The organism is Nocardiopsis deserti, assembly GCF_008638355.1.
Classification (GTDB): domain Bacteria; phylum Actinomycetota; class Actinomycetes; order Streptosporangiales; family Streptosporangiaceae; genus Nocardiopsis; species Nocardiopsis alborubida.
This window is the reverse complement of record NZ_ML703347.1, coordinates 266082-290564: the sequence shown is the minus strand read 5'-3', so window position 1 is coordinate 290564 and position 24483 is coordinate 266082. Positions and strand designations below refer to the sequence as shown.

Sequence of the window (24483 nt, the reverse complement as noted above, 5' to 3'; positions counted from 1 at the left end):
TCAGGCCTCCCTCAGGTGCAGGAGCAGGGCTTGGGACGGGTTGAGGTTGGGCAGCTGCACGCCCGAGCGGGTGAGCACCGCCCCCGACACGGTGGCCCCGCCGCTGGCGAACCACTCCGGGGGCACGCGCTGCGTGGTCGAGGGCCGGCCCGCCTCCGGCCGCCACGCCAGGCGGTAGACGCGGTCCTCGCGCAGGCCGGGCAGCCGGACCCGTCCCGGCAGGGCGCGGACGGAGGTGGCCAGCCGGGCGTAGCGGAACACCGCCTCGCTCCCGTCCGGGGCGACCACGCCGTCGAGCTGTTCGGCGGGGTCGGGCGCGTCGGCGTGCACGGCCTCGCCCGAGTGCAGCAGCGGGCGCAGCTCCTTGTACAGCGCGATCCACGAGGTCAGCGCGGTCAGCTCGTCGTCGGTGCAGCGGGTGACGTCCCACTCGATCCCGGCGTGGGACAGCAGGCTGGTCAGACAGCGGAAGGACAGGTCGGCGTCGCGGCCGGTGGTGTGCGCGGTGCGCCCGCCGACGTGGCTGCCGACCAGCTCGGGCGGCAGCAGCAGGGAGGTCCAGCGCTGGACGACCAGCCGCTCCAGGGGGTCGTTGGTGTCGGAGGCCCACACGCGGTCGGTGCGCTCCAGGATCTCCAGGTCCACGCGGCCCCCGCCGGAGGAGCACGACTCGATCTCCAGGCCGGGGTGCTCCGCGCGCAGCCGGTCGAGCAGCGCGTAGACGGCCAGGGTCTGGCGGTGGGTCCCGGCGGCGCCGGTGGGGGCGTGCACGGGTTCGAGGAGGTCGCGGTTGTGGTCCCACTTGAGGTAGTCGGGCCGGTACTCGGCGACCAGCGCGTCCAGGTGCTCGAACACGTACTGGAAGGCCTCGGGGCGGGACAGGTCCAGGAGCTGTTGATGGCGGCTGGGCGGAGCCGGGCGCCCCTCGGCGGTCAGGACCCACTCGGGGTGGGCGCGGGCCAGGTCGGAGTCGGGGTTGACCATCTCCGGCTCCACCCACAGCCCGACCTGCATGCCCAGGGAGCGCACGTGGTCGAAGAGCGGGTGCAGGCCCTCGGGCCACACGCCGGTGTCCACGGTCCAGTCGCCGAGCCCCGCGGTGTCGTCGCGGCGTCCCCGGAACCAGCCGTCGTCCAGCACGAACCGCTCCACGCCGATCCGCGCGGCGGTGTCGGCGAGCCGTTCGAGGGTGGTGAGGTCGTGGTCGAAGTAGACGGCCTCCCAGGTGTTGAGCACCACCGGGCGCGGGGTGCGGGGGTGGCCGGGCCGGGCGCGCAGCCAGCGGTGGATCCGCGCGGACATCCCGTCCAGCCCCCGGTCGGACCAGGAGAGGAACACCCACGGGGTGGAGTAGGAGTCGCCCCGGTCGAGGCGGACCTCGCCGGGGTGGAGCAGCTCCCCGCCCGCGAGCACGGCGTCGGCCTGCCCGGCGCCCTCGGGGAGGCGTTCGGCCAGGTGGACGTGGTCGCCGCTCCAGGCGGTGTGCACGCCCCACACCTCGCCGTGGCGGAACCCGAACCCGGGGGTCCCCGCGGCGAGGACCAGCGCGGCGTCGTGGCCGGTCCGGCCGCGGCGCGAGGCGCGCAGCCGCGTGCCCGTCGCCAGTTCCTGGCGCTGGGGGGAGCGCTCGCGGCACCAGCGGCCGGTCAGGTCCAGGACCTCGCCCGCCTCGCGGGGCAGGGGCAGGGTGACCCGCAGGGCGTCCAGGGTCCACGGCGCGGCGTCGGTGTTGGTGACCGTGTTGCGGGCGCGGACCAGCCCGGAGGGCTCCATGCGCAGCTCGCAGCGCAGTGCGATCCCGTCGGCCTCGGCCAGGACCGTGAGGGCTCCGCCCACGCCGGGGTCGGCGTCCTCCAGCGGTTCCACGGAGACCTCGCGCACGGTCCAGTCCGGGAAGGTGGCCCGGCCCTCGTGGTGCCCGGAGATCCCGGGGTGGCCGCGCCAGCCCTCCCCCTGGACGGGCACCAGCGACAGCCGCTGGGGCGCGTCGACGTCGTTGTGCGCGGCGGAGGGCGCCGCGACGGCGGCCAGGCCCCCGCTGTCGGGCAGGTCGGCGCCCCAGTGCAGGACGTGCGGGAGTCCGGCCTCGGGCACGGCGAGGACCAGGGCGGTCCCCGCCGCGCGGAGGCTGATGGTGCGGTACGTCATCCTTTGCTGGCTCCCAGGGTGAGTCCGGCGACGAAGTGGCGTTGCAGCGCGAAGAACACGACGAGCGTGGGCAGGGCGACGATGATCGACCCGGCCGAGAGCAGGTTGTAGTCGACGAAGAAGGCGCTCTGGAGGTTCTGCAGGGCGGTCGTGATGGGCAGCTTGTCCCCGCTGGACAGCAGCGCCAGCGCCCAGAAGAAGTCGTTGTAGATCCAGGTGACCAGGAGGGTGGCCAGCGCCGCCAGACTCGGACGGCACAGCGGGAGCACCACCCTCCAGTACTGCTGGAAGACCGACGCCCCGTCCACCCGGGCCGCCTCCAGCAGGGAGGCGGGCATGGCCTTCATGAAGTTGCTCAGCACGAACGTGCAGAACCCGATCTGGAAGGCCGTGTGGATGAGGACGACGCCGATGTGGCTGTCGTAGAGGGAGCCGGACTCGCTGATCCAGTACGGCAGGGGGATGGAGGTGTAGAGCCGGAACAGCGGGACGAGCAGCGCCTGGGCCGGGAGCAGGTTCGCGGCCAGGAACACCGCGAGCATCGTCAGGTTGAACCTGCGCGAGTAGTTGGAGAGCACGAAGGCCGCGCAGGAGGACAGGAACAGCGTCAGCAGCACGGCCGGGACCGTGATGACCAGCGAGTTCCAGAAGTAGCCGGGCAGCTCTCCCTCGTTCCAGGCCCGCGCGTAGTTGTCCAGGGTGAACCCGCCCAGGGACAGGTAGCCGTGCAGGGCGGTGTACTCGTAGTCGCGCAGCGAGTTGACCAGCGCCCACAGGATGGGGAAGAACCAGGCCAGCGCCGTGACGCCGAGGAAGGCGTGCAGCACCGCCCGGGCCGGGCGGATCCTGGGTCGGCGGTACCGCCGGGGGGCGTCGGGGAGGGTCGTGGCGGTCACCGGTAGGCCCCTCTCAGCATGGTGGAGACGTAGACGGCGATGAACACCAGCGAGATCACCAGCATGACCACGGCCAGCGCCGAGCCGAAGCCCACCCGGCTGGCCTCGCCGATGACGTTGGAGGTCACCAGCGCCGAGATCAGCTCCAGGCCGTTGCGGCCGCGGTTGATGATCCACACGATGTCGAAGGCGCGCAGCGCGTCGATGACGGTCACGACGAGCACGACCAGGTTGATGGGCAGCAGGGCCGGGAAGACGACCTTGGTGAACGTGCGCACCGGCCCGGCGCCGTCGATGGCGGCGGCCTCGCGCAGGGACGGGTCGACCGCCTTCAGTCCAGCCAGGTAGAGCAGCATGATGTAGCCGGTGTGCCGCCACCCGGCCGCGACCAGGACCGCGTACAGGTTGATGTCGGAGTCGCCGAACCAGTCCACGGGCGGGACGTCGGCGACCACGGCGAGGAAGGCGTTGAGCAGCCCCTGGTCGCGGGAGTAGACGAGCTGCCAGATGAACCCGACCAGGGCCAGCGACAGCACGACCGGCATGTAGAAGACGCCTTGGTAGAACGACCCGCCGCGCAGCTCGCGGTCGAGCAGCACCGCCAGGAACATCCCGAGGACGGTGGGGACCGCGAACAGCGCCACCAGCCAGACCAGGTTGTTGCGCAGCGCCGGTGCGAAGGGCGGGTAGATCGTGAACGCGTCCGTGTAGTTCTGCGTGCCGATCCACTCGATGGTGTCCAGGCCGCCGATGCCGTCCCAGCGGGTGAAGGACAGGATGATCGTGGCCATCGCGGGCAGCCACACCAGGCCCACCACGAGCAGGGCGGGCACGCCCAGCATCAGGCCGAGGGCGATCCGGTCCCCTCGGCTGTGGCGCATGCTCCCGCGTGCGCGCGGGGAACGGCCGGGCGGGGCGCCCTGTGCGGACCCGGGGGCCGGGTTTCGAGGCGGTGAGGGGGCGTTCGACACCACACCTGCTCTCCCTTCTGGTTCAGCCGCCGAAGATGGAGACCTTCTGGCGCTGGATGCTGGCGGTCAGGTCGGCGATGTCGTCCGGCTGTCGGAGGAAGCGCTGGAGCGCGGGGATCATGACGACGGACGCGAAGTCGGGACGGGTGTCCCGGTCCATGTACTGGGTGAGCGCTCCCGCGTTGGCGACCATGTCGTTGACCTTGGCGTCGAGGGCGCTGAACCCGCTGGTGTCGGCGTCCAGGTGGGTGGGGAGCGCCTGCGGGTCGATCGCGGTGTAGATCTCCTGGGCCCGGAGGGTGCCCATGTGTCCCACGAGTTCGCGGGCCCCGTCGGGGTTGCGCGGGTCCCCGGAGAGCATGAACCCGTCGATGGGCGCCTCGACGGCGTCGGCGCCGATCGCGGGGTCGAACTCGGGGAAGGTGAAGCAGTCCAGGTCGTCCAGGTCCTCCTCGGGGAAGGAGTGGGCGATGAACATGCCGCAGAGCATCATCCCGGCCTCGCGCCGGACCAGGGCGGTCTGCGCCTCGTTGATCCCCCGGCCCAGGGGGTCGGGCTGGTGGTGGGGCAGCAGCTCGGCCCAGGCGCCGAAGACACTCCTGACCTCGGCGGAGTCCCAGGAGTGGTCGCCGTTGAGCAGCTCCAGGTGGAAGTCGGGGCCGTTCAGCCGCAGGTTGAGGTGGTCGAACATGCCCATCGCGGGCCAGCCCTCGCGGATGCCGGAGGCGAGCGGTTCGAGCCCGTCCGCGCGCATGCGCCCGCACAGCTCCTCGAACTCCGCGCGGGTGGCGGGGACCTCGTAGCCGTGCTCCTCGAACACGCTCCTGCGGTGGAAGACCGCCCAGGGTGCGGTGGAGTCGGGGACCATGTACTGCCTGCCGTCGTCGGCCGTGCACAGCCCGCGCACCTGGTCGGTGAACGCGTCCCCGAAGTGGCGGTCCCAGACCCCGGAGACGTCGCTGATCAGGCCGCGTTCGGCGAAGAAGCGCATCCGGTAGCCCGCGAACCAGCCGATGACGTCGTCCGGGGTGCCCTGGAGGTAGTTGTTGATGCTCTCCTGGAAGGCGGTGGACTGGAAGGTGTTGACCTCCACGGCCAGCCCGGAGTCCGCCTCGAAGAGCCCGACGCTCTCGGCGACGGCCTCCTGCTGGGCGGGGTTGGCCCGGTTGGAGGCCAGGGTGACCAGGTCGGGGTCCCCGCGTCGGCCCGCGCCGCACCCCGCCAGCGCGGGCAGGGCCAGCAGCGTTCCGGCCCCGGCCATTCCTCGCAGCAGGGTGCGGCGCCTCAGGCCCGGTGGTCCCGATGGGCCCGGTGCTCCCGGTGGTCCGTGGTACATGGGGGCCTCCTTCGAACGGGGGGTCGCAAACACATGTGAAGGCGGTCACACGAACGTTTTAATATGTTCGACACTCACCCCCGGCCCTGTCAACAGGTACCAACGTTTTCCAACAGTTTTCCGGGAAGGAGGCGGATACCATTGACACGAGAGGGGAACCTGGAACACTAGATCAAACAGATTTCCACATTTTCGATCATCCCTGGGGGGCGGATGCTGGCTGCGCAACGACAGGAGCTGATCCTCGAACAGGTGCGGCGCGTCGGGGCGGTGCGGGTGTCCGACCTCGTCGAGAGCCTCTCGGTGTCGGACATGACCGTGCGCCGCGACCTCGACGCCCTGGAGGGCCGGGGGGAGCTGCGCAAGGTGCACGGCGGGGCCGTCGCACCGGACGGCGCGCGCACCGAGGAGCCCGGCTTCGAGGCCAAGTCCACCCGCCAGGAGGACGAGAAGCACGCCATCGCCCGGGCCGTGGCCGACCTGGTCGAGCCGCACAGCGCCGTGGGCCTGTCCGCGGGCACCACGACCGCCACCGTCGCCGAGTACCTCGCCGACACACCGGGGCTGACGGTCGTCACCAACTCGCTGCGCGTGGCCGAGGTGTTCCACCGGGCCGCGCGGCCCGACCAGACCGTGGCGCTCACCGGCGGCTTCCGCACGCCCTCCGACGCGCTCGTGGGTCCGCTCGCGCTCGCCTCCGTGCGCGGCCTCAACCTGGACGTCCTCGTCCTGGGCGTGCACGGCATGCAGGAGCGCGCCGGGTTCACCACGCCCAACCTCATGGAGTCCGAGACCAACCGCGCCCTGGTGGAGGCCGCCGCCTCCCTCGTGGTCGCCGCCGACCACAGCAAGTGGGGCACGGTCGGGATCAGCACCATCGCGCCGCTGGACCGCTGCGACGTGCTGGTCACCGACTCCGGAACCGACCCGGCCGTCCGGGCCACCCTGACCGAGCACGTGGGCCGCCTGGTGGTCGCCGACGTGCGACCGAGGAAGAAGGAGGAGGGATGAGGAGGACCTCGGCCCGGCTGGCCGACGGCCGCGAGATCGTCTACTTCGACGAGGGCGACACCGCCCGCGAACCCGCACCCGACCTGCGCGAGCTGCCCCCGTCCGCGACGGGCGCGGAGATGCGCTTCGACCCCCTGCTGCGCGAGTGGGTGGTGGTGGCCTCCCACCGGCAGGGCCGCACCCACCTGCCCTCCAGCCACGACTGCCCGCTGTGCCCCTCCGGCGAGGGGCGCCTGACCGAGGTCCCGGCCGCCTCCTACGACGTGGTCGCCTTCGAGAACCGCTTCCCCTCGCTGGTGCGCGACGACGGCCGCGCCCTGGAGGGGGTCGGGGAGCTGGAGCCGTCCCGGCGCGTGGCCGCGGGCCGCTGCGAGGTCCTCGTCTTCGGCTCCGACCACGACGCGTCCTTCGCCGACCTGGGCCCCGAGCGGGCGCGCACGGTCATGGCCGCCTGGGTCGACCGGACCGAGGCGCTGTCGGCGATGCCGGGCGTGGAGCAGGTGTACTGCTTCGAGAACCGGGGGCCCGAGATCGGGGTGACCCTGCACCACCCGCACGGACAGATCTACGCGTTCCCCTTCGTCACCCCGCGCACCCGGCGGATGCTCGACTCCGCCGAGGAGTACCGCGAGCGCACCGGGGGCTCCCTGTTCGCCGACGTGCTGCGCGCCGAGCAGGAGGCCGGGGTCCGCGTGGTGGCCAGGACCGAGCACTGGACGGCCTTCGTCCCGGCCGCGGCCCGCTGGCCCGTGGAGGTGCACCTGTACCCGCACCGGCGGGTGCCCGACCTGCCCGCGCTGTCGGAGGAGGAGCGCGAGGACTTCGGCCGCCTCTACCTGGACGTGCTGCGCCGCTTCGACGCGCTCTACGACGCCCCCCTGCCCTACATCTCCGCCTGGCACCAGGCGCCCGTGCGCGACCGGCGCGACCTGGCCCACCTGCACCTGGAGCTGTTCTCGGTGCGGCGCGCGCCGGGCAAGCTCAAGTACCTGGCCGGGACCGAGTCCGGCATGGGCGCGTTCATCAGCGACGTCGCGCCCGAGACCGTCGCCGAGCGGCTGCGGGAGGTCGCACCGTGAGACTGCTCGTCACCGGAGGCGCCGGGTACATCGGGAGCGTGGTGACCGCCCTGCTGCTGCGGGCGGGCCACGCGGTGACCGTCCTGGACGACCTGTCCACCGGGCACGCGGACGCCGTCCCCGAGGGTGCCCGCCTGGTGGTCGCCGACGTGCGCGAGGCCGCCGACGTGCTGGACCCGTCCGTGGACGCCGTGCTGCACTTCGCCGCCAGGTCCCTGGTGGGCGAGTCGGTGGCGGACCCGGGCAGGTACTGGCACACCAACGTGTCGGGGACGCTGGCGCTGCTGGAGGCCGTGCGGCGCCACGGCGTGGGGCGCGTGGTGTTCTCCTCCAGCGCCGCCACCTACGGCGACCCCGCCGGGGACGCGCCGATCCGCGAGACCGACCCGACGGCGCCCACCAGCCCCTACGGCGCGAGCAAGCTCGCCGTCGACCACATGCTGGAGTCGTGGGCGACGGCGCACGGGACCGGCGCGGTGAGCCTGCGCTACTTCAACGTGGCCGGGGCTCACCTGGGCTTCGGCGAGCGGCACGAGACCGAGACGCACCTGGTGCCGAACCTGCTGCGGGTGGCCGCCGAGGGGAACGGGCACGCCAGCGTGTTCGGCACCGACTACCCGACCCGGGACGGGACGGCGGTGCGCGACTACCTGCACGTCGCCGACCTGGCCGACGCGCACCTGCGCGCCCTGGAGAGCGTGCGCCCGGGCGTCTTCCGCGTCCACAACCTGGGCACGGGCGGCGGGCACAGCGTGCGCGAGGTGATCGAGGCGGTCCGGCGGGTGACCGGCCGCCCGGTGCCCGTGGTGGACGGCCCGCGCCGCGCGGGCGACCCGGCCGTCCTGGTCGCGGCCAACGACCGGGCCCGCGAGGAGCTGGGCTGGACGCCGGGGCGCACGCTGGACGAGACCGTCGCCGACGCCTGGGAGTTCGTCCTGGCGCGGCGCGGCACGGCCTGACCCCCATCGCACAGCAGGAAGGCAGGACCTCGTGGACGACGTGACGACCGCGTTCCACTCGGTGTTCGGATACGGGCCCGAGGGCGTGTGGACCGCGCCGGGGCGGATCAACCTCATCGGCGAGCACACCGACTACAACGACGGGTTCGTGCTCCCCTTCGCCCTGCCCCACGCGCTGACGGCCTCGGCCGCCCGGCGGGCGGACGGGCGGGTGCGGCTGCTCTCCCGGCAGTCGCCGGAGGAGCACGCGGCCCCGCTGGAGGGCCTGTTCCCCGGCGCGGTGCGGGGGTGGGCCGCCTACCCCGCCGGGGCGCTGTGGGTCCTGCGGGACGAGGGCCACGCGGTGGGCGGGCTGGACCTGCTGGTGGACAGCACGATCCCCAGCGGGGCGGGCCTGTCCTCGTCGGCCGCGCTGTCGTGCGCGACCGTCATGGCCGCGGCCTCCCTGTACGGGGTCGGCCTCGCGCCGGACGAGGTGGCCCGGCTGGCCCAGCGGGTGGAGAACGACTTCGTGGGCATGCCCTGCGGGATCCTGGACCAGTCCGCGTCCATGCTCTCCACCGAGGGGCACGCCCTGTTCATGGACACGCGCACCCTGGAGACCGAGCAGGTGCCCTTCGACCCCTCCGCGCAGGGGCTGACCGTGCTGGTGGTCGACACCCGCGCCCCGCACCGGCACGTGGACGGGGCCTACGCCGAGCGCCGCCGCTCGTGCGAGGAGGCCGCGCGCGTCCTGGGGGTGGCGGCCCTGCGCGACGTCACCGACCTGCCGGGCGCCCTGGCCGCGCTGCCCGACGACGTGTCCCGCCGCCGGGTGCGCCACGTGGTGACCGAGAACGAGCGGGTGCTGAGGTCCGTGGACCTGCTCCGGTCCGGGCGCACGCGGGAGGTGGGGCCGCTGCTCACCGCCTCCCACGCCTCACTGCGCGACGACTACGAGGTGAGCGTCCCCGAGGTGGACACCGCGGTGGACTCCCTCCTGGCCGCGGGCGCGCTGGGGGCCAGGATCACCGGCGGCGGCTTCGGCGGGTGCGTGGTCGCCCTGGTGGAGACCGAGCGCGTGGAGGGCTGCGGGAAGGCGGTGCTGGAGGCCTACCGGGAACGGGGCTTCGAGGAACCGGCCGTGTTCGGGGCCCTGCCGTCCGAGGGAGCGCGCCGCCTGCACCCCTGAGGCGCCGGGCCGGGCACCGCACGCGGGCGGCCCCGCCCGAGGTTGTGGGAGCGCTTCCATGGACAATGGTGAGACGGTGGACACAAGGGACGAGGGAGTACGCATGGGACTCAGGTTCGGTCTGCTGGGCACGGGCTACTGGGCCGCGGAGACGCACGCCGCGGCGCTGGACGCCCATCCCGGCGCCACCCTGGCGGGGGTGTGGGGACGCGACGAGGCCAAGGCGGCGGCGCTCGCCGAGCGCTACGGCACCCGGGCCTACGCGGACTTCGAGGCGCTGCTGGCCGACGTGGACGCCGTGGCGATCGCGCTGCCGCCCCACATCCAGGGCGACCTGGCCCTGCGCGCCGCGCAGGCCGGGAAGCACCTGCTGCTGGACAAGCCGCTGGCGCTGTCGACCCTGGCGGCCGACGCGGTGGTCGCCGAGACCGAGGCGCGCGGGCTGGCGTCGGTGGTCTTCTTCACCAGCCGCTTCTCCGAGAACGTGGTGGAGTTCGTGGACTCGGCCGCCGCGGAGGGCGGCTGGAACGGCGTGCGGGCGACGCTGTTCGCCTCGATCTTCGAACCCGGCAACCCCTACGGCGGCTCGCGCTGGCGCCGGCAGAAGGGCGGCCTGTGGGACGTGGGACCGCACGTGCTGTCGCTGGTGCTGCCGGTCCTCGGCCCGGTCACGCAGGTGACGGCGCTGGCGGGGCCGCGGGACACCGTGCACATGCTCACCCGGCACGAGAGCGGTGCGGTCGGCTCGTTCGCGGTGACCGTGGACGCCGCTCCCGAGGCGAAGACCTTCGAGGTCGTGCTGCACGGCGAGCGGGGCTGGGTGCCGGTGCCCGGCGGCGACCGGAGCCCGGTGGAGGCGTTCGGCGCGGCGGTCGACCGGCTGCTGGCGCAGGTGGAGGGAACGGTGGGCGACCCCTGTGACGTGCGCTTCGGCCGGGACGTGGTGGCCGTGCTGGAGGCCGCCGAGGCCTCGGTGCGCCTGGGCCGGGCCGTGGGCGTGGACGAGGCCGCCGGATAGCGATCCGGCGGCAGTGTCTTTCGGGACCTCCGCTTCGCTTCGGCCCGTGTTCGGGCGCCCGCTCCGGACACGGAGCTGATGCCGTGGCCACGAGGGTTCGCCGGGGCCGCCCCCTCCGCCGTGATCTTGTACTTATAGCTCGTCTCGACTGCCCGGCCTCGCTGTAAGTACAAGATCACCGCAGTTCAGAACCCTCGTGGCACACCAGCAACAGTTCCGGTCAGGCCACTAGGCGGTGCGGCCCTTGGCTCCCCTGGAGCCCCTGGAGTAGAAGCCGTCGGCCAGGTAGACGATCGCTGCGGCCACCAGCACCTGGATGATCAGCGTGATGATCCATCCGGCGCCGAAGATCCCCGCGGCGATCCAGCCGCCGATGAAGGCGGCCACGATGCCCAGGATCAGGGTGAGCCAGATCGGCAGGTGCTGTTTACCGGGGACGATGAGGCGTCCCAGTGCGCCGACGATCAGGCCGACGACGATCGCACTGATGATTCCGGTGATCTCCATCTGTTCCTCCCGGATGTTGACGCCCTCACCCCCTGCCCGCTCGGTGACGGCGAAAACACGCGGGACACGCGCACGGAACCAAGGCTTTGCGCGTTCCGTGCCCGGCCATGGCCTGGTCGGCGGCGGACGCCCGTGCCTACCGGCTCCCGACCGCCTGGAGGGCCGGGCGCGATGGGGCCGCGCGTCCACAGCACGCACCCGCGCGCGGTCGCGAACTCCTCCCGGGGCGGGGCGCCGACAGCGGATGCGCGCACCCGCCGCCCGGACGGTTCTGCCCTTTCTGCCCTTCGCAGAACGCCTGTGGACGCACTCCCCCACAAGACGGCGGCGGCGTAGGCTCGTCGGGTGAGACCGTCGCGCACGACAACCGTGGAGGCCCGATGACCGACGTCCTGAGTTCGCTGGACGAGGCCCGCGCGGGCAGGCCCGCCGAGGAGCCGCAGGATCCCCTCATGCGCGACCTCGTCGGCGACCTGCTGCGGCGCACCCGGACCGAACAGGGCCGCACGCTGCGCGACGTGGCCGAGGACGCCCAGGTCTCGCTGCCCTACCTGTCCGAGATCGAGCGCGGGCGCAAGGAGGCCTCCTCCGAGGTGCTCGCCGCCGTCTACCGCTCCCTGGGGCTGAGCCTGTCCGACGTGCTGGGCGAGCTGTACGAGCGGACCGTGACGGCCGGGCTGACCCGGACCGGCACCGCTCTGGGCGACTACCGGCCAGCCGCCGCGCCCGCCCGCCAGGCCCGGGTCCTGTCGCTGGCCGCCTGAGGGCGGCGGCCACCCGGGCCGGGGCGTTCCGCGCGGCGGTCCCCCGGCTCCGGGCGGTCCCTACGCGGCGGCCCTCCCGGCCGCCGGGTGCGCCTGACGGGTGGTGATGATCCCGTCCACCAGGCCGTAGTCCTTCGCCTGCTGGGCGGTGAAGATCTTGTCCCGGTCGGTGTCGGCGCGCAGCCGCTCCTGCGTCTGCCCGGTGTGCCGGGCCAGGATCTCCTCCACCTGCGAGCGGACCCGCAGGATCTCCTCGGCCTGGATCTCCAGGTCGGCGGCCACGCCCTGGCCCTCCCCGGAGGGCTGGTGCAGCAGCACCCGCGCGTGCTCCAGGGCCGTGCGCTTGCCCGCCGTGCCCGCCGCCAGCAGCACCGCCGCGGCGGAGGCCGCCTGGCCCATGCACACCGTGGCCACGTCCGCGCGCACGAACCGCATGGTGTCGTAGATGGCGGTCAGCGCGGTGTTCGAGCCGCCCGGCGAGTTGATGTAGAGCTGGATGTCGGTCTCGCTCGACTCGTAGTCGAGGTGGAGCATCTGCGCCATCACCACGTTGGCGACGTCGTCGTCGATCGGCGTGCCCAGGAAGACGATCCGCTCCGACAGCAGCCGGCTGAACACGTCGAAGGACCTCTCGCCGTGGGGCGTGCGCTCCACCACCATCGGCACCGTGTAACGACCGCTCATCGGTCCTCCCCCTTCACGTACGTGGCGAACCCGGGCGCCCCGGCGCCCAGGCGGACACCGCCGCCGTCCATCTCCGAGGCGGACGCGACCACGTGGTCGACGAACCCGTACTCCCTGGCCTCCTGAGCGGTGAACCAGGCGTCGCGGTGCTGGTCCCGGGAGATGGTCTCCTCGGTCTGGCCGGTGTGCCGGGCGATCAGCCGCACCATGGTCTGCTTGGTGTGCGCGAGGTTCTCGGCCTGGATGGCGATGTCGGCGGCCGTCCCGCCGAGGCCGCCGGAGGGCTGGTGCATCATGATCCGCGCGTGCGGCAGGCTGTAGCGCTTGCCCGGTGTGCCGACGCAGGCCAGGAACTGGCCCATGCTGGCCGCGAACCCCATGACCAGGGTGGACACGTCGTTGGGTACGAAGTTCATCACGTCGTAGATGGCCAGCCCGGCCGACACCGAGCCGCCGGGGCTGTTGACGGCGAGCGTGATGTCCTTGCGCGGGTCCTCGTCGGCGAGCAGCAGGATCTGCGCGCACACCCGGTTGGCGCTGGTCTCGTCGACCTGCGTGCCCAGCAGCACGATGCGGCTGCGCAGCAGGCGCGCGGCCAGCTGGTCGTCGAAGGCACCGCCGGAGGTCTCGTCCGAGGCGGCGACATGGGTCGGCATGGCACTCTCCCTTCACCGGCCCCTCGCGGGCCGGTGATCCCAGCCTGCGGCGGCGGAGAGGGAGACTTCCACCGTTTCGGCCCGGGGCAGATCTGCCCATGGCAGAGGCCCCGGACGCACGGCCTCCGGAGGAGGGGAGAGGGGTCAGGGGGACCCGACGAGGCGGTCGACCACCTCGTGCGCCCCGGCGCGGATCCGCTCCGCGCTCATCCCCCGCGTCCGCCGCTGGTGGACGTAGAGCGCGGCCTCCAGCGGGGTGAGCAGGGCGTCGGCCAGGTAGGCGGCGTCGGAGTCCGGGCGCAGCCGCGCCACCAGGGCCGACAGGTGCGCGTGGTGGGCGGCGTAGGCCCCGCTGCGGTAGCGGGCCTGGGTGGAGGCGGTCTCAGCGACGGCCAGGAGCTCGGCCTGGGTCTCCAACCGGTCGATGAAGGCGTCGGCGAAGGCGTGCAGGCGTTCGAGGGGCGGCGCCCCGGGGCCGAGTGGCGGCGGCCCCTGGAGGAAGCCCTGCTGGAACCCGTGCTCCTCACTGTCGACCATCGCGTGGGTGAGCCCGGCCAGGTCCCCGAAGCGCCGGTAGACGGTCCCCACTCCGGTGCCCGCGCGGGCGGCCACGGCCTCCAGGGTCAGGCCTCCGGTGCCGAGTTCGGCGAGGAGTTCGTGCGCGGCGGCGACGAGAGCGCGGCGGTTGCGCGCGGCGTCGGCGCGCTCGGGGCGGGCGGCCCCGGCCATGGGCAGCGCGCGGCGGCGGGGCGCGGTCCCGCTCATCGGGCGCCCCCCGAGGCTTCCTGCGGGGCTTCCCGGCGACCTGCGGACACGCGGCGAGTATAACCAGCCCCCTCCGCGCCTTGTAAGTGGAATTAATTCCACTTAATATCGACCGGGCAGGGAACAACGGAAACAACGACACCAAGGAGCCGACATGCCCCCCAGAAGTTCCCCAGGCCCCCTCACCGGGCGCGTCGCCCTGGTCATGGGAGGCAGCCGCGGGATCGGTGCCGCCGTCGTCCTCAGGCTCGCCGCCGAGGGCACGGACGTGGCGCTGACCTACCGGGACTCGCGGGAGCGCGCCGGCTCCGTGGTCCGCAGGGCCCAGACGCACGGGGTACGCGCCCTGGCCCTACGCGCCGACTCCGCCGATCCCGAGGCGGTACGTGACGCCGTCGACCGGGTCCACGAACAGCTCGGCGGCCCGGACGTGCTGGTCAACAACGCGGGGATCGCCCCCTTCGGCCCCTTCTCGGAGGTCACCGTGGCCGAGTTCGACCACGCGATGGCCGTGCACGCCCGCGCGGCGTTCGTCGCGGCGCAGGCCGCGGCCCGGTACATGGGGGACGGAGGGCGGATCATCAGTATCGGGACCAACCTGAGCGAGCGCGCCCCGAACGCGGAAACGACCCTGTACACGACGAGCAAGGCGGCGCTGCTGGGGCTCACCCGCTCCCTGGCGCGCGAGCTCGGCCCGCGGGGGATCACGGTGAATCTCGTCCACCCCGGGTCCACCGACACCGAGATGAACCCGGCGGACGGGCCGGAGGCGGAGGCCGAACGCGCGCTGACCGCGTTGGGGCGCTACTCCTCGCCGGAGGACGTGGCCGCGTCCGTGGCCCACCTCGCAGGGCCGGGCGGGCGGAGCATCACCGGAACCTCGATCCTGGTCGACGCGGGGGCGAACGCGTGAGTGGAGGCCCGGGCCTGCCCGGCTGGTTCCCCGCGGCGTGGCTGCTCCTGGGGGCCGCCGCCGCCCTGGAGGTGGTCTGGGCGCTGGCCCTGAAGGAGTCCCACGGCTTCACCCGGCCGTGGCCCGGCGCCCTGGCTGTCGGCGGCGCCGCCGCCAGCTTCGGATTGCTCGCCCTGGCACTGCGCGACCTGCCCGTGGGCACGGGGTACGCGGTGTGGGTCGGTCTTGGCGCCGCGGGGGTGGTGCTGGCCGGGATCACCTTCCTCGGCGAGGACGCCAGCCCCCTGAGGATCCTCTTCGTCGCACTCATCCTCACCGGGGTCGCCGGACTGCACGTCTTGGACGGGCGTACCGGGTGAACACCGCCCCCCGGCCGCCGGGCCGGGCTCCCGCGGGTGCGGGTGCCCGGCCCGGACCGGCGCGGGGGCTCAGGTCTCGTCGAGGGCCTCGCGCAGATCGCGCAGCAGGGTGAGCACCATCGGCCGCAGCGACGGCCTTATGGCGTCGAACACCTGGCGCTGCTTGCGCTCCATGTCCCTGCGGCGGATCGCGAGCACCCGCTCGCCCTCCTCGGTGATGGTCACCACGGTGCTGCGCTCGTCGCGCTCGGAGCGGCGGCGCGCCATCATGCCCTTGCGCTCCAGCTGTTGGATCATGCGGGTGGCGGAGGGGGAGGAGACGCCGACGATGTGCGCGACGGCGCCGACGCTGGGGCTGTCCATACCGCGGACCGCCTCCATCAGGAGCGCCTGCGTGAGAGTGAGATCCTCGGCACCCCGGTGGCCGTGCCCGCTGCGCGAGCGGGCGTGGATCGCCGCGTTGATGAGTTCGGTCCAGGCGCGCTGGAACTCCTCAAGCTCGGAACCGTGCTGCTCGGCACGGGGTTCGTGGGTCTCGTCGGGCACGAAACGGTCCTCGCATGCTGGGCGGGCACCGCGGGTCCACGACCCGCGCGGTGGTTTGACGTTTGTGTAGTGTAACTATTAAATAGCTAAGGCACGCAAGTTCACATACATCCTTGCCCCCACAAACCGTAGCGACACCTCTCATCCACTGACCGGTCGTCCACTGACCGGTTGTGGACGCGGCGCGGGGCAGTGGACGTCCGTCCGACACCAGGGCGGGCCCGGACAGGTCCGGGAGGGGCGCATTGACAACAGTGCTGATCGCGCATTTCATCGCAGCTGCGATCGCGCCGTTACTGGTGCGCCAGTGGGGCCGTAACGCCTTCCTCGCGCTCGCCGTCGTCCCGGGTGTGTCCACCGTCTGGGCCCTCTTCCAGATCCCCGCCGTGATGCGCGGCGAGACCCTCTCGACCTCCATCCCCTGGGCACCGGAGTTCTCCCTCCGGCTCGGCCTGTACATGGACGGCCTGAGCCTGGTCATGACGCTCATCGCCGCGGGCGTGGGCGCCCTGATCCTGGTCTACTGCGCCCGCTACTTCGACGACTCCGAGCCGGGCCTGGCGCGCTTCGCCGGGGTGTTCGTCGCCTTCGCCGGGGCGATGCTGGGCCTGGTGCTGGCCGACGACCTCATCCAGCTCTTCGTGTACTGGGAGCTGACCACGGTCTTCTCCTACCTGCTCATCGGGCACAGCACGGAGCTCAAGGAGAGCCGCCGGGCGGCGATGACGGCCCTGACCGTCACCACCTTCGGCGGACTGACGATGCTGGTGGGCATGATCATGCTCGGCGAGACCGCCGGGACCTACGTGATCTCCGAGATCGTCGCCTCGCCTCCGAGCGGCACCCTGGTCAACGTCGCGCTCGTGCTCGTCCTGGTCGGCGCGATGTCCAAGTCGGCCCTGCTGCCGTTCAGCCTGTGGCTCCCCGCCGCCATGCGCGCCCCCACGCCGGTCTCCGGCTACCTGCACGCCGCGGCGATGGTCAAGGCGGGCGTCTACCTGGTCGCCCGGCTCACCCCCGCCTTCCACGACGTCGCCGTGTGGAAGTACACGGCCCTGTTCTTCGGCACGCTCACCATGGTCCTCGCGGGCTGGAAGGCGCTGCGCCAGTACGACCTCAAGCTGGTCCTGGCCTACGGCACCATCAGCCAGCTGGGCTTCCTCATCACCCTGCTGGGCGCCGGAACGCAGGCCGGCGCCCTGGCCGGGATCTCCATGCTCGTCGCGCACTCGCTGTTCAAGGCGCCGCTGTTCCTCGTGGTCGGCGTCATCGACCACGGCACCGGAACCCGCGACCTGCGCGAGCTGTCCGGCCTGCGCTCGTCCATGCCCGTGACCTTCTGGACCACGGTCGCGGCGCTGGCCTCCATGGCGGGCCTGCCGCCCACCCTCGGGTTCGCGGCCAAGGAGCTGGCCTTCGGCGCCTTCGAGCACGGCGGCGGCGTCGACGTCGCCGTCCTGGCGGGCCTCGTGGTCGGCTCCACCTTCACCGTCGCCTACAGCCTGCGCTTCCTGTGGGGCGCCTTCTGGGACAAGGAGAACGTCCCCCCCACTCCGGTCCACGCCCCCGGTCCGCTCTTCCAGGCGCCCGCCGCGGTCCTGGCGGGGCTCGGCCTGCTCGGCGGCCTGCTCTCCACCCTCGTGGACCCCTTCCTCGCCGTGTACGCCGACACCGTCCCCGTCGCCGAGGGCGACTACGTCAAGCACCTGGCCCTGTGGCACGGCCTGGGACTGCCCCTGCTGCTGTCGGCGGTGTGCGTCGCGGGCGGCCTGGTGCTGTTCCGGTTCCGCCACGAGATCGTGTGGGTGGGAACGCGGGCCGCGCTGCCCGACGCCGACCGGGTCTACCGCCGGATGCTCGCCGCGCTGGAGAACCTGGCCCTCCAGGTCACCGGCGGCACCCAGCGCGGTTCGCTGCCGATCTACCTCGGCACCATCCTGATCACCCTGATCGTCGCCGCCGGGTGGTGGATGGTCAGCGGCCGGATCTGGGAGGGCGACTACCCCGCGGTGCGCCTGTGGGACAGCCCGGTCCAGATCATCCCGGCCGTGATCATCAGCGCCACCGCCCTGCTGACGCTGTTCGTGCGCCGCCGCCTGTTCGCGGTGATCCTCGTGGGCACCGGCGGCTACGGCGTCGCCGCCCTGTTCTACCTGATGGGCGCCCCCGACATCGCGCTCACCCAGTTCCTCGTGGAGACCGTCAGCCTGGTGGTCTTCGTGCTGGTGCTGCGCCGCTTCCCGGCCCGCTTCTCGGCGCCCGCACTGCGCGGGCGCCGGATGTGGAACCTGGCACTGGGCCTGGCCACCGGCGTCCTGGTGGCCGCGATGAGCTGGTTCGCCCTGGCGGGCCGCCAGGAGCCCTCCGTCTCGGCGGGCTACCCGGCCGCGGCCGAGGAGGCGGGCGGCTACAACATCATCTCGGTGCTGCTGGTCGACGTCCGCGCCTGGGACACCATGGGCGAGATCTCGGTGCTCGCCGCCGCGGCCGCCGGTGTGGCCAGCCTGATGTTCGTGCGCCGCCGCGCCCAGCCCCGCAAGACGCCCGGGGGACTGATGGCCCTGTCGGTCACCAAGCCGCCCGAGCCCGGTGACGGCCAGCGCGGGCTCGAGCTCGGCGGCCTGCGGTTCGCCCCCCGCACGATGCACGTCGAACCCCGGTGGCGGCACACCTGGCTGCCGGGCGCCGACGCCCTGCCCACCAGGCGCCGGTCGGTCATCTTCGAGGTCGTCTCGCGCTTCCTGTTCCCGGTGGTCATGGTCATCTCGGTGTACCTGCTGCTGACCGGCCACACCGCCATCGGCGGCGGCTTCGCGGGCGGCATCGTCGCGGGCCTGGCGTTCATCGTCCGCTACCTGGCCGGAGGCCGGTTCGAGCTGTACGCCACCGCGTGGGTGCAGCCGGGCGCGCTGATCGGCACGGGCCTGGCCGTGGCCACCGGCACCGCGCTGGGCGGGGCGATCTTCGGCACCGACGTCCTGGCGGGAGGCGACGCCTACATCGACTTCTGGATCCTGGGCGAGGCCCACGTCACGGTGTCCCTGCTCTTCGACTTCGGCGTGTACCTGCTGGTGATCGGGCTCATCCTGGACATCCTGCGCAGCCTCGGCGCCCGCATCGACGAGCAGATCGAGCGGGACGCCGCGCAGGCGGAGACCAAGGCCAGGACCGGAGTCCCCGAGCGCCCCGAGGAGGTCATCTCGTGAACGAGTCGCCCAGCCTGCTCCTCGTCATCGTCATCGGCGTCCTCGTCGCGGTGGGCGTCGTGCTCCTGCTGGAGCGCAGCCTCACCCGCGTGCTGCTCGGCTTCATCGTCATGAGCAACGGGGTCAACCTGCTGATCCTGTCCATGGCGGGCGAGCCCGGCGGTCCGCCGATCCTGTGGCTCACCGACCCGGAGGAGATGACCGACCCGCTGCCGCAGGCGATGATCCTGACGGCGATCGTCATCACCCTCGGCATCACGGCGTTCCTGCTGGCCATGGCCTACCGGAGCTGGCAGCTGGAGGGCAACGACGAGGTCCAGGACGACGCGGAGGACCTGCGCATCGTCCAGGGCGAGGGGCGCCGCGCGGTGCGCCAGCGCTTCCGCAAGGAGCGCCGCAGGCTCCAGGCCGACATCCGCCGCCAGCGGGCCGAGCTCCAGGCGACCATCGCCACCGCCGACGCCCGCGAGCTGGCCGAGCAGGCCCGCATCAAGGCCGAGATCGCGCGGGCGCAGGCAGAACTGGCCCGCTACGAGCTGGAGGCGGAGGACAGCGCTCCCGACAAGCGGTCCCAGGAGACCATGCGCCGCCTGAGCGACCGCGCGGAGTCCATGAGCGCCCAGATCCAGGAACTGCGGGGACACATCCGCCAGGGGCGCAGGCGGCTGCGCGAGCACAGGCGGGCCGACCGCGCCGCCGAGCGTGAGCTGTGGCGCGAGCTGCGGCGCCGCATCCGCTCGCAGCGCCGCCAGGCGCGCCAGACCATGCGGGCCGAACGCGAGCGCCTGGCCCGCGCCGAGGACAGCGACCTGCAAGGGAGCGAGTGACCATGGGGACGGACTACTTCGTCGGTCTGCTGCACTACTTCATCCCGCTGCCGGTGGTGCTCCCGCTGTTCGCGGCCGGGGTGAAGCTGGCGCTCGGCATCCGCTGGCCCCGCCTCCAGCAGGCGCTCAGCGTCATCTCGCTGGCCCTGGTGCTGGTCATCGGCCTCGTGCTGATGCTCGGCTCCCACGCCTACGGCCCGCAGGTCGTGCAGGTGGGCGGCTGGGAGGCGCCGATCGGCATCACCCTGGTCGCCGACCGGCTCTCCGCGCTGATGGTCACGGTGTCGGCGGCGATCACGCTGGCCGTGCTGGTGTACTCCATCGGCCAGGGCATGGCGGGCAAGGCCGAGGTGGCGCCGCTGTCGGTGTACCAGCCGACCTACCTGATCCTGGTGGCGGGCGTGTCCAACGCCTTCCTGGCCGGGGACCTGTTCAACCTGTACGTCGGGTTCGAGATCCTGCTGACCGCCAGCTACGTGCTGCTGACCCTGGGCGGCACGCAGTCCCGGATGCGGGCGGGCGCCATCTACGTCGTGGTGTCCCTGGTGTCGTCGGTACTGTTCCTCATCGCCATCGCGCTGGTCTTCGGCGCGACCGGCACGGTGAACATGGCCCAGCTCGGCGAGCGGCTGCCCGAGCTGTCCACCGACCTGAGGGCGATCCTCCAGGTCATGCTGCTGTTCGCCTTCGGTATCAAGGCGGCGGTCTTCCCGCTGGCCGCGTGGCTGCCCGACTCCTACCCGACGGCGCCCGCGCCGGTCACCGCGGTGTTCGCGGGCCTGCTCACCAAGGTGGGCGTGTACACGATCATCCGCACGCAGACCCTGCTGTTCCCCGGCGACCAGCTCAACGACCTGCTGATGGTCGTGGCCCTGGCGACCATGATCATGGGCATCCTGGGCGCGGTCGCCCAGACCGACATCAAGCGTCTGCTGTCCTTCACGCTGATCAGCCACATCGGGTACATGGTGTTCGGCGTGGCCCTGGGCAGCGAGCAGGGCATGGCGGGCGCGGTGTTCTACATCGCGCACCACATCACGGTGCAGACCACGCTGTTCCTCGTCACGGGTCTGATCGAGCGCCGCGGCGGATCGGCGTCGCTGGACCACCTGGGCGGCCTGGGCAGGATAGCGCCGATACTCGCGGTCCTGTTCTTCGTCCCCGCGATGAACCTGGGCGGCATCCCGCCGCTGTCGGGCTTCCTCGGCAAGCTCGGCCTGATCCAGGCCGGGGTGGAGGCGGGCACCCCGCTGTCCTACACCCTGGTGGGCGCGTCGGTGCTCACGAGCCTGCTGACCCTGTACGTCATCGCCCGGGTGTGGAACTACGCGTTCTGGCGGACGCCGTCCGAGGGGATGGTGGCCGAGCCCGGCACCGTGCTGGAGGACACCGAGACCGACGACCCCTCCACCGCGGCCCTGGGCCCCGGCGAGGCTGTCGGCCCGTCCTCACGGCTGAGCGACACCTCGACCGCGGCCACGCCCGTGGTCACGTCCGTCGCCCTGCCGAAGAGCATGGTCGGCGCCACGGTGGCACTGGTGGTGTTCGGCCTCGCCCTGACGTTACTGGCCGGACCGCTGATCGAGTACTCCTCGGACGCGGCGGTCGAACTCCAGGCGCGCAGCCCCTACGTCGAGGCCGTTCTCGGAGGCGACCGGTGATCGACCTACAGGAGAAGAAGAAGATCGGCCTGACCGCGCTGCGCAGGCGCCTGGGCAAGGTGCAGATCCCGGTCGCGCTCGGCATGACCCTGGTGTGGATGCTCCTCTTCGACGGCTTCCAGCTCCGCCGGGAGTCCCTGGGCCTGCTCGTCCTGGGCTTCCTGGTGTCGGTGCTGATCATGCTGCTGTTCCCGCTGCCGCCGATCACCCCGGTGCCCCGCTTCCACCCGGTGAACCTGGTCCGGCTGCTCGTGCACGTGGCCGTCGAGATGGTGGCGGCCAGTTTCCAGGTCACCGTGCTGACCTTCAGCCCCGGACAGGTGCGCAGCTCGGTGGTGGCGGTGCGCATGCGCACCGAATCGGACCTGACGATGGTGAGCACCGCGATCGCCACCTCGATCATCCCGGGCACCCTGATCGTCGAGGTCAACCATCCCGAACGGATCCTGTACGTGCACATGCTGGGGGTGGAGAGCGAGGAGGACGTCGAGCGGGGCCGCCGGGACATCTGGAGGCTGGAGAAGCGCTTCGTGATGGCGCTGGGCACACACGAGGACGTCGCCGCGCTGCGGGCGGGCGGACCCGAGAACCTCGACGGGGAGGAGAGGTCGTGAACGCTCTGTGGATCGCCATCGGAGTCATGCTCGGCGCGGCGGCTCTGCTGGGCGTGATCCGGATGCTCATCGGTCCGAGCATCCTGGACCGGGCGCTGTCCGTGGACGTGCTGCTCGCCTCGGCACTGACCGGCGTGGGCGCCTACGCGGCCTTCAACCGCGACCCCACGGTGCTGCCGACCCTGCTGGTCCTGTCCCTGCTGGGATTCGTCGGATCGGTCAGCATCGCCAAGTTCGTCGCCCGCCGGGTACACGATGAGCAGGAGCACATCGCCACGCCGACCGAGGCCCACCCGACCTCCGCGGCGCCCACCGACGCGGTTCCCGAATCGGAACGGCGGGAGCAGGAGAAGGGGGAGACCTCGTGAGCGACCAACTCGCCACCGTCCTGGACTGGGCGGCGGTCCTGTGCATCCTGGCCGGGGCCATGCTCTCCCTCGTCGCGGGCGTGGGCCTGATCCGCTTCCCCGACCTGCTCTCGCGCATGCACACCGCGGCCAAGCCGCAGATCCTGGGGCTGCTGCTGGTGCTGGTGGGGATCGGCATCCGGCTGATCCCCGTGGAGACCAACGTCTTCAGTGCCGGAACGCTGGTACTGGTGGCGCTCTTCCAGGTCGTGACCGTCCCCGTGGCGGGCCACATCACCGCCCGCGTGGGCTACCGGACCGGGCGCATCGAGGAGAAGCTCATCGTCCGGGACGAGCTGGCCGAGCGCCTGGAGGCCGAGCACGAAGGCGGCGCGGACGGCGCCTCCCGGTAGGCGGCGGGCAGAAGTCAGCGCGAGGGCCCCGGAGGGCGGCTGAGCCTCCGGGGCCCTCGCCGCGTTCGCGGCCGCCTCATCCGTCCCCGGAAGAACCGTCGCGCAGCCTGGTGTTCTCCTCCTCCAGTTCCAGGATCCGTCCGATCCCCGCGAGGTTCACCCCCTGGGCCGCCAACTCGGCCACCCGCCGCGAGCGGGCGACGTCGTCGTCGCTGTACAGCCGCGTGCCGCCCCCGGTGCGCGCCGGGGCGACCAGGCCCCGCTCCTCGTAGGAGCGCAGGGTCCTCGGCGCGACACCCGCCAACTCCGCGGCCACGGAGATCGTGTACAGGCCCCGGGCAGGGCCCGGACGCGGTTCCGTCATCAGCACGTCCTCCCCGACGGGACCGCCCGTGGGCCCCGTGCGCTTACCCCTGGCTTGAGAAAACCTTTGTCGGACACAGTTGTTTACCTCTCCAGCATGAGGTATAAAACTTGCGTCACCTCGCATCAGGTTTTCTAGTAGAGCCAAGGGAGGTTTCCATGATGCTGATGCGTACCGACCCCTTCCGGGACATCGACCGCCTGACACAGCGGATTCTGGGCGAGGCGTCCCGACCTGCCGCGATGCCGATCGACGCCTACCGCGACGGTGACGTCTTCGTCGTCTGCTTCGACCTGCCGGGCGTGCGCGCCGACTCCATCGACCTGGAGGTCGAGCGCAACGTGCTCACGGTGACCGCCGAGCGCCCCGACACCGTGCGCGACCGCGAGTCGGTGGTGGTCGCCGAACGTCCCACCGGCACCTTCTCTCGGCAGCTGTTCCTCGGCGAGACGCTGGAGACCGACGCCATCCAGGCCGACTACACCGACGGCGTCCTGACCCTGCGCATCCCGGTCGCCGAACAGGCCAAGCCGCGCAAGATCAGCGTCGGCAAGGGCGGGGGCCAGCCCCACAGCATCCGGGCCTGAGCCCCGGCGGTCCGGCTCGGGCCGGACCGCCGCCCCTGAGCAGTTGTCCGTGCCCCTCTCCTCGGGAAGCAGTGATCCGATGCCTTCCACACTTCGCAGGACCCGCGCGGTGGCCGAGCACATCCAGCGCCACGACCACCGGGAGACGACCCATCTGGCGTGCGTCCGTTTCTTTCGCGCCCTCCGGGCCTACGAGGCCGCGTGGGGGAGCACGCCCGGGCGTCTCCGCCAGGCGCTGGAGGACCTCAGAAGCGCCACCGCGGACCTGACCGGCGACCCCGACGCCTTCCGGCGGGCGTGCCGGGACCCCCGCCACGGGGGCCTGCCGCACAGCCTCGACGAGCCGCTGGCCGAACAGCTGCGGGCGTCCCTGGCCGCCCCGGCGTACGCCGGGGCGGCCTGAGGCCGCGCCCCCAGAAAACCTGCTCGCGGGACACACCGAAATCTGCATCGGCCAGAGTAGACATCCACTGGAAGCACTGATACATTTCCTGTCGTAGCCACAGAGATCCACGGGGTGGACCACCGGATACGCCGGTGGAGAGCAGGACCGGTGTCCCGCCAGCACGGGGGGCGCCGTAGCGACAAGGGAAACGCGGTAGGGCTCGACCGGCGCACGAATGCTGGACAGCGCCGGGAGCCGGTAGGACCGCAGTGACGCAGGACCGGTTCCTCGCCAAC

Annotated in this window: 26 protein-coding genes; 16 read left to right on the top strand and 10 right to left on the bottom strand. The window is 72.3% G+C overall.

What is annotated here, in order from left to right; genetic code table 11:
• The 4 genes from FYW99_RS01295 to FYW99_RS01280 all read right to left on the bottom strand — a co-directional run bounded on the left by FYW99_RS01295 (window position 1) and on the right by FYW99_RS01280 (window position 5351).
• A complete protein-coding gene (locus tag FYW99_RS01295; protein ID WP_150249076.1) occupies window positions 1–2148 on the bottom strand; it encodes an alpha-galactosidase in 2148 nt (715 codons plus the stop codon).
• A complete protein-coding gene (locus FYW99_RS01290) occupies window positions 2145–3044 on the bottom strand; it encodes a carbohydrate ABC transporter permease (protein ID WP_150249073.1) in 900 nt (299 codons plus the stop codon). The genes FYW99_RS01295 and FYW99_RS01290 overlap by 4 nt, the downstream gene beginning before the upstream one ends.
• Window positions 3041–3925, bottom strand: a complete 885-nt coding sequence (locus tag FYW99_RS01285) for a carbohydrate ABC transporter permease (protein ID WP_150249068.1) — start codon at window positions 3923–3925, stop codon at window positions 3041–3043. Before FYW99_RS01285 ends, FYW99_RS01290 begins: the two co-directional genes overlap by 4 nt.
• Window positions 3926–4037: 112 nt before the next feature.
• A complete protein-coding gene (locus tag FYW99_RS01280; protein ID WP_150249065.1) occupies window positions 4038–5351 on the bottom strand; it encodes an ABC transporter substrate-binding protein in 1314 nt (437 codons plus the stop codon).
• Between the two features lie 213 nt (window positions 5352–5564).
• Between FYW99_RS01280 and FYW99_RS01275 the strand changes: the two genes are divergently transcribed.
• The 5 genes from FYW99_RS01275 to FYW99_RS01255 all read left to right on the top strand — a co-directional run bounded on the left by FYW99_RS01275 (window position 5565) and on the right by FYW99_RS01255 (window position 10589).
• Window positions 5565–6362 carry a DeoR/GlpR family DNA-binding transcription regulator gene (locus tag FYW99_RS01275; RefSeq protein WP_150249062.1) on the top strand — a complete coding sequence of 266 codons (798 nt, stop codon included), beginning with the start codon at window positions 5565–5567 and terminating at the stop codon, window positions 6360–6362.
• Window positions 6359–7441, top strand: a complete 1083-nt coding sequence (galT, locus tag FYW99_RS01270; RefSeq protein WP_150249059.1) for a galactose-1-phosphate uridylyltransferase — start codon at window positions 6359–6361, stop codon at window positions 7439–7441. Before FYW99_RS01275 ends, galT begins: the two co-directional genes overlap by 4 nt.
• A complete protein-coding gene (gene galE / locus FYW99_RS01265) occupies window positions 7438–8400 on the top strand; it encodes a UDP-glucose 4-epimerase GalE (RefSeq protein WP_150249056.1) in 963 nt (320 codons plus the stop codon). Before galT ends, galE begins: the two co-directional genes overlap by 4 nt.
• Window positions 8401–8431: 31 nt before the next feature.
• Window positions 8432–9571, top strand: a complete 1140-nt coding sequence (gene galK / locus FYW99_RS01260) for a galactokinase (protein WP_150249053.1) — start codon at window positions 8432–8434, stop codon at window positions 9569–9571.
• Window positions 9572–9674: 103 nt separating this feature from the next.
• Window positions 9675–10589 carry a Gfo/Idh/MocA family protein gene (locus tag FYW99_RS01255; RefSeq protein WP_150249050.1) on the top strand — a complete coding sequence of 305 codons (915 nt, stop codon included), beginning with the start codon at window positions 9675–9677 and terminating at the stop codon, window positions 10587–10589.
• A gap of 228 nt (window positions 10590–10817) precedes the next feature.
• Here the strand turns inward: FYW99_RS01255 and FYW99_RS01250 are convergent, their stop codons facing one another.
• Complete coding sequence (locus tag FYW99_RS01250) at window positions 10818–11096, bottom strand: GlsB/YeaQ/YmgE family stress response membrane protein (RefSeq protein ID WP_150249047.1); 279 nt, start codon at window positions 11094–11096, stop codon at window positions 10818–10820.
• Between the two features lie 380 nt (window positions 11097–11476).
• Here FYW99_RS01250 and FYW99_RS01245 point away from each other — a divergent pair, with 380 nt between their 5' ends.
• A complete protein-coding gene (locus tag FYW99_RS01245; RefSeq protein ID WP_150249044.1) occupies window positions 11477–11860 on the top strand; it encodes a helix-turn-helix domain-containing protein in 384 nt (127 codons plus the stop codon).
• Window positions 11861–11920: 60 nt separating this feature from the next.
• Here the strand turns inward: FYW99_RS01245 and FYW99_RS01240 are convergent, their stop codons facing one another.
• From FYW99_RS01240 to FYW99_RS01230, 3 genes are all read right to left on the bottom strand, one after another.
• Window positions 11921–12544 carry an ATP-dependent Clp protease proteolytic subunit gene (locus FYW99_RS01240; protein WP_150249041.1) on the bottom strand — a complete coding sequence of 208 codons (624 nt, stop codon included), beginning with the start codon at window positions 12542–12544 and terminating at the stop codon, window positions 11921–11923.
• Window positions 12541–13200: a ClpP family protease gene (locus FYW99_RS01235; protein WP_150249038.1), complete on the bottom strand. Its 660-nt coding sequence runs from the start codon at window positions 13198–13200 to the stop codon at window positions 12541–12543. The genes FYW99_RS01240 and FYW99_RS01235 overlap by 4 nt, the downstream gene beginning before the upstream one ends.
• A 144-nt stretch (window positions 13201–13344) precedes the next feature.
• Complete coding sequence (locus FYW99_RS01230) at window positions 13345–13965, bottom strand: TetR/AcrR family transcriptional regulator (RefSeq protein WP_150249035.1); 621 nt, start codon at window positions 13963–13965, stop codon at window positions 13345–13347.
• A gap of 154 nt (window positions 13966–14119) precedes the next feature.
• On the opposite strand from FYW99_RS01230, the gene FYW99_RS01225 reads away from it, so the two are divergent.
• Together FYW99_RS01225 and FYW99_RS01220 are read left to right on the top strand one after the other, a co-directional pair.
• A complete protein-coding gene (locus FYW99_RS01225) occupies window positions 14120–14878 on the top strand; it encodes an SDR family NAD(P)-dependent oxidoreductase (RefSeq protein ID WP_150249032.1) in 759 nt (252 codons plus the stop codon).
• A complete protein-coding gene (locus tag FYW99_RS01220; RefSeq protein WP_223838627.1) occupies window positions 14875–15237 on the top strand; it encodes a DMT family transporter in 363 nt (120 codons plus the stop codon). Before FYW99_RS01225 ends, FYW99_RS01220 begins: the two co-directional genes overlap by 4 nt.
• Window positions 15238–15306: 69 nt before the next feature.
• Here the strand turns inward: FYW99_RS01220 and FYW99_RS01215 are convergent, their stop codons facing one another.
• The gene (locus FYW99_RS01215; protein ID WP_150249028.1) at window positions 15307–15783 is read right to left on the bottom strand and encodes a MarR family winged helix-turn-helix transcriptional regulator; all 477 of its coding nucleotides are present in this window, start codon (window positions 15781–15783) and stop codon (window positions 15307–15309) included.
• Between the two features lie 254 nt (window positions 15784–16037).
• Between FYW99_RS01215 and FYW99_RS01210 the strand changes: the two genes are divergently transcribed.
• Genes FYW99_RS01210 through mnhG form a run of 6 tightly spaced genes read left to right on the top strand, consistent with a single transcriptional unit; the run spans window position 16038 to window position 22851 of the window.
• Window positions 16038–18989 (top strand): Na+/H+ antiporter subunit A, encoded by a 2952-nt coding sequence (locus FYW99_RS01210; RefSeq protein WP_150249829.1) that lies wholly within the window; start codon window positions 16038–16040, stop codon window positions 18987–18989.
• Complete coding sequence (locus FYW99_RS01205; RefSeq protein WP_150249025.1) at window positions 18986–19816, top strand: Na(+)/H(+) antiporter subunit C; 831 nt, start codon at window positions 18986–18988, stop codon at window positions 19814–19816. The genes FYW99_RS01210 and FYW99_RS01205 overlap by 4 nt, the downstream gene beginning before the upstream one ends.
• 2 nt (window positions 19817–19818) lie before the next feature.
• Window positions 19819–21477, top strand: coding sequence for a Na+/H+ antiporter subunit D (locus FYW99_RS01200; protein ID WP_190394526.1), 1659 nt, complete (start codon window positions 19819–19821; stop codon window positions 21475–21477).
• Entirely contained in the window at window positions 21474–22091 is a 618-nt protein-coding gene (locus FYW99_RS01195) for a Na+/H+ antiporter subunit E (RefSeq protein WP_150249019.1), read from the top strand. Before FYW99_RS01200 ends, FYW99_RS01195 begins: the two co-directional genes overlap by 4 nt.
• Window positions 22088–22459, top strand: a complete 372-nt coding sequence (locus tag FYW99_RS01190; protein WP_150249016.1) for a monovalent cation/H+ antiporter complex subunit F — start codon at window positions 22088–22090, stop codon at window positions 22457–22459. The genes FYW99_RS01195 and FYW99_RS01190 overlap by 4 nt, the downstream gene beginning before the upstream one ends.
• The gene (gene mnhG / locus FYW99_RS01185) at window positions 22456–22851 is read left to right on the top strand and encodes a monovalent cation/H(+) antiporter subunit G (RefSeq protein WP_150249013.1); all 396 of its coding nucleotides are present in this window, start codon (window positions 22456–22458) and stop codon (window positions 22849–22851) included. The genes FYW99_RS01190 and mnhG overlap by 4 nt, the downstream gene beginning before the upstream one ends.
• 76 nt (window positions 22852–22927) lie before the next feature.
• Here the strand turns inward: mnhG and FYW99_RS01180 are convergent, their stop codons facing one another.
• Window positions 22928–23215: a MerR family transcriptional regulator gene (locus tag FYW99_RS01180; RefSeq protein ID WP_150249010.1), complete on the bottom strand. Its 288-nt coding sequence runs from the start codon at window positions 23213–23215 to the stop codon at window positions 22928–22930.
• A gap of 158 nt (window positions 23216–23373) precedes the next feature.
• Between FYW99_RS01180 and FYW99_RS01175 the strand changes: the two genes are divergently transcribed.
• Both FYW99_RS01175 and FYW99_RS01170 read left to right on the top strand, forming a co-directional pair.
• Window positions 23374–23802 (top strand): Hsp20/alpha crystallin family protein, encoded by a 429-nt coding sequence (locus FYW99_RS01175; RefSeq protein WP_150249007.1) that lies wholly within the window; start codon window positions 23374–23376, stop codon window positions 23800–23802.
• A gap of 79 nt (window positions 23803–23881) precedes the next feature.
• A complete protein-coding gene (locus FYW99_RS01170; protein ID WP_150249004.1) occupies window positions 23882–24205 on the top strand; it encodes a hypothetical protein in 324 nt (107 codons plus the stop codon).
• Window positions 24206–24483: the final 278 nt, after the last annotated feature.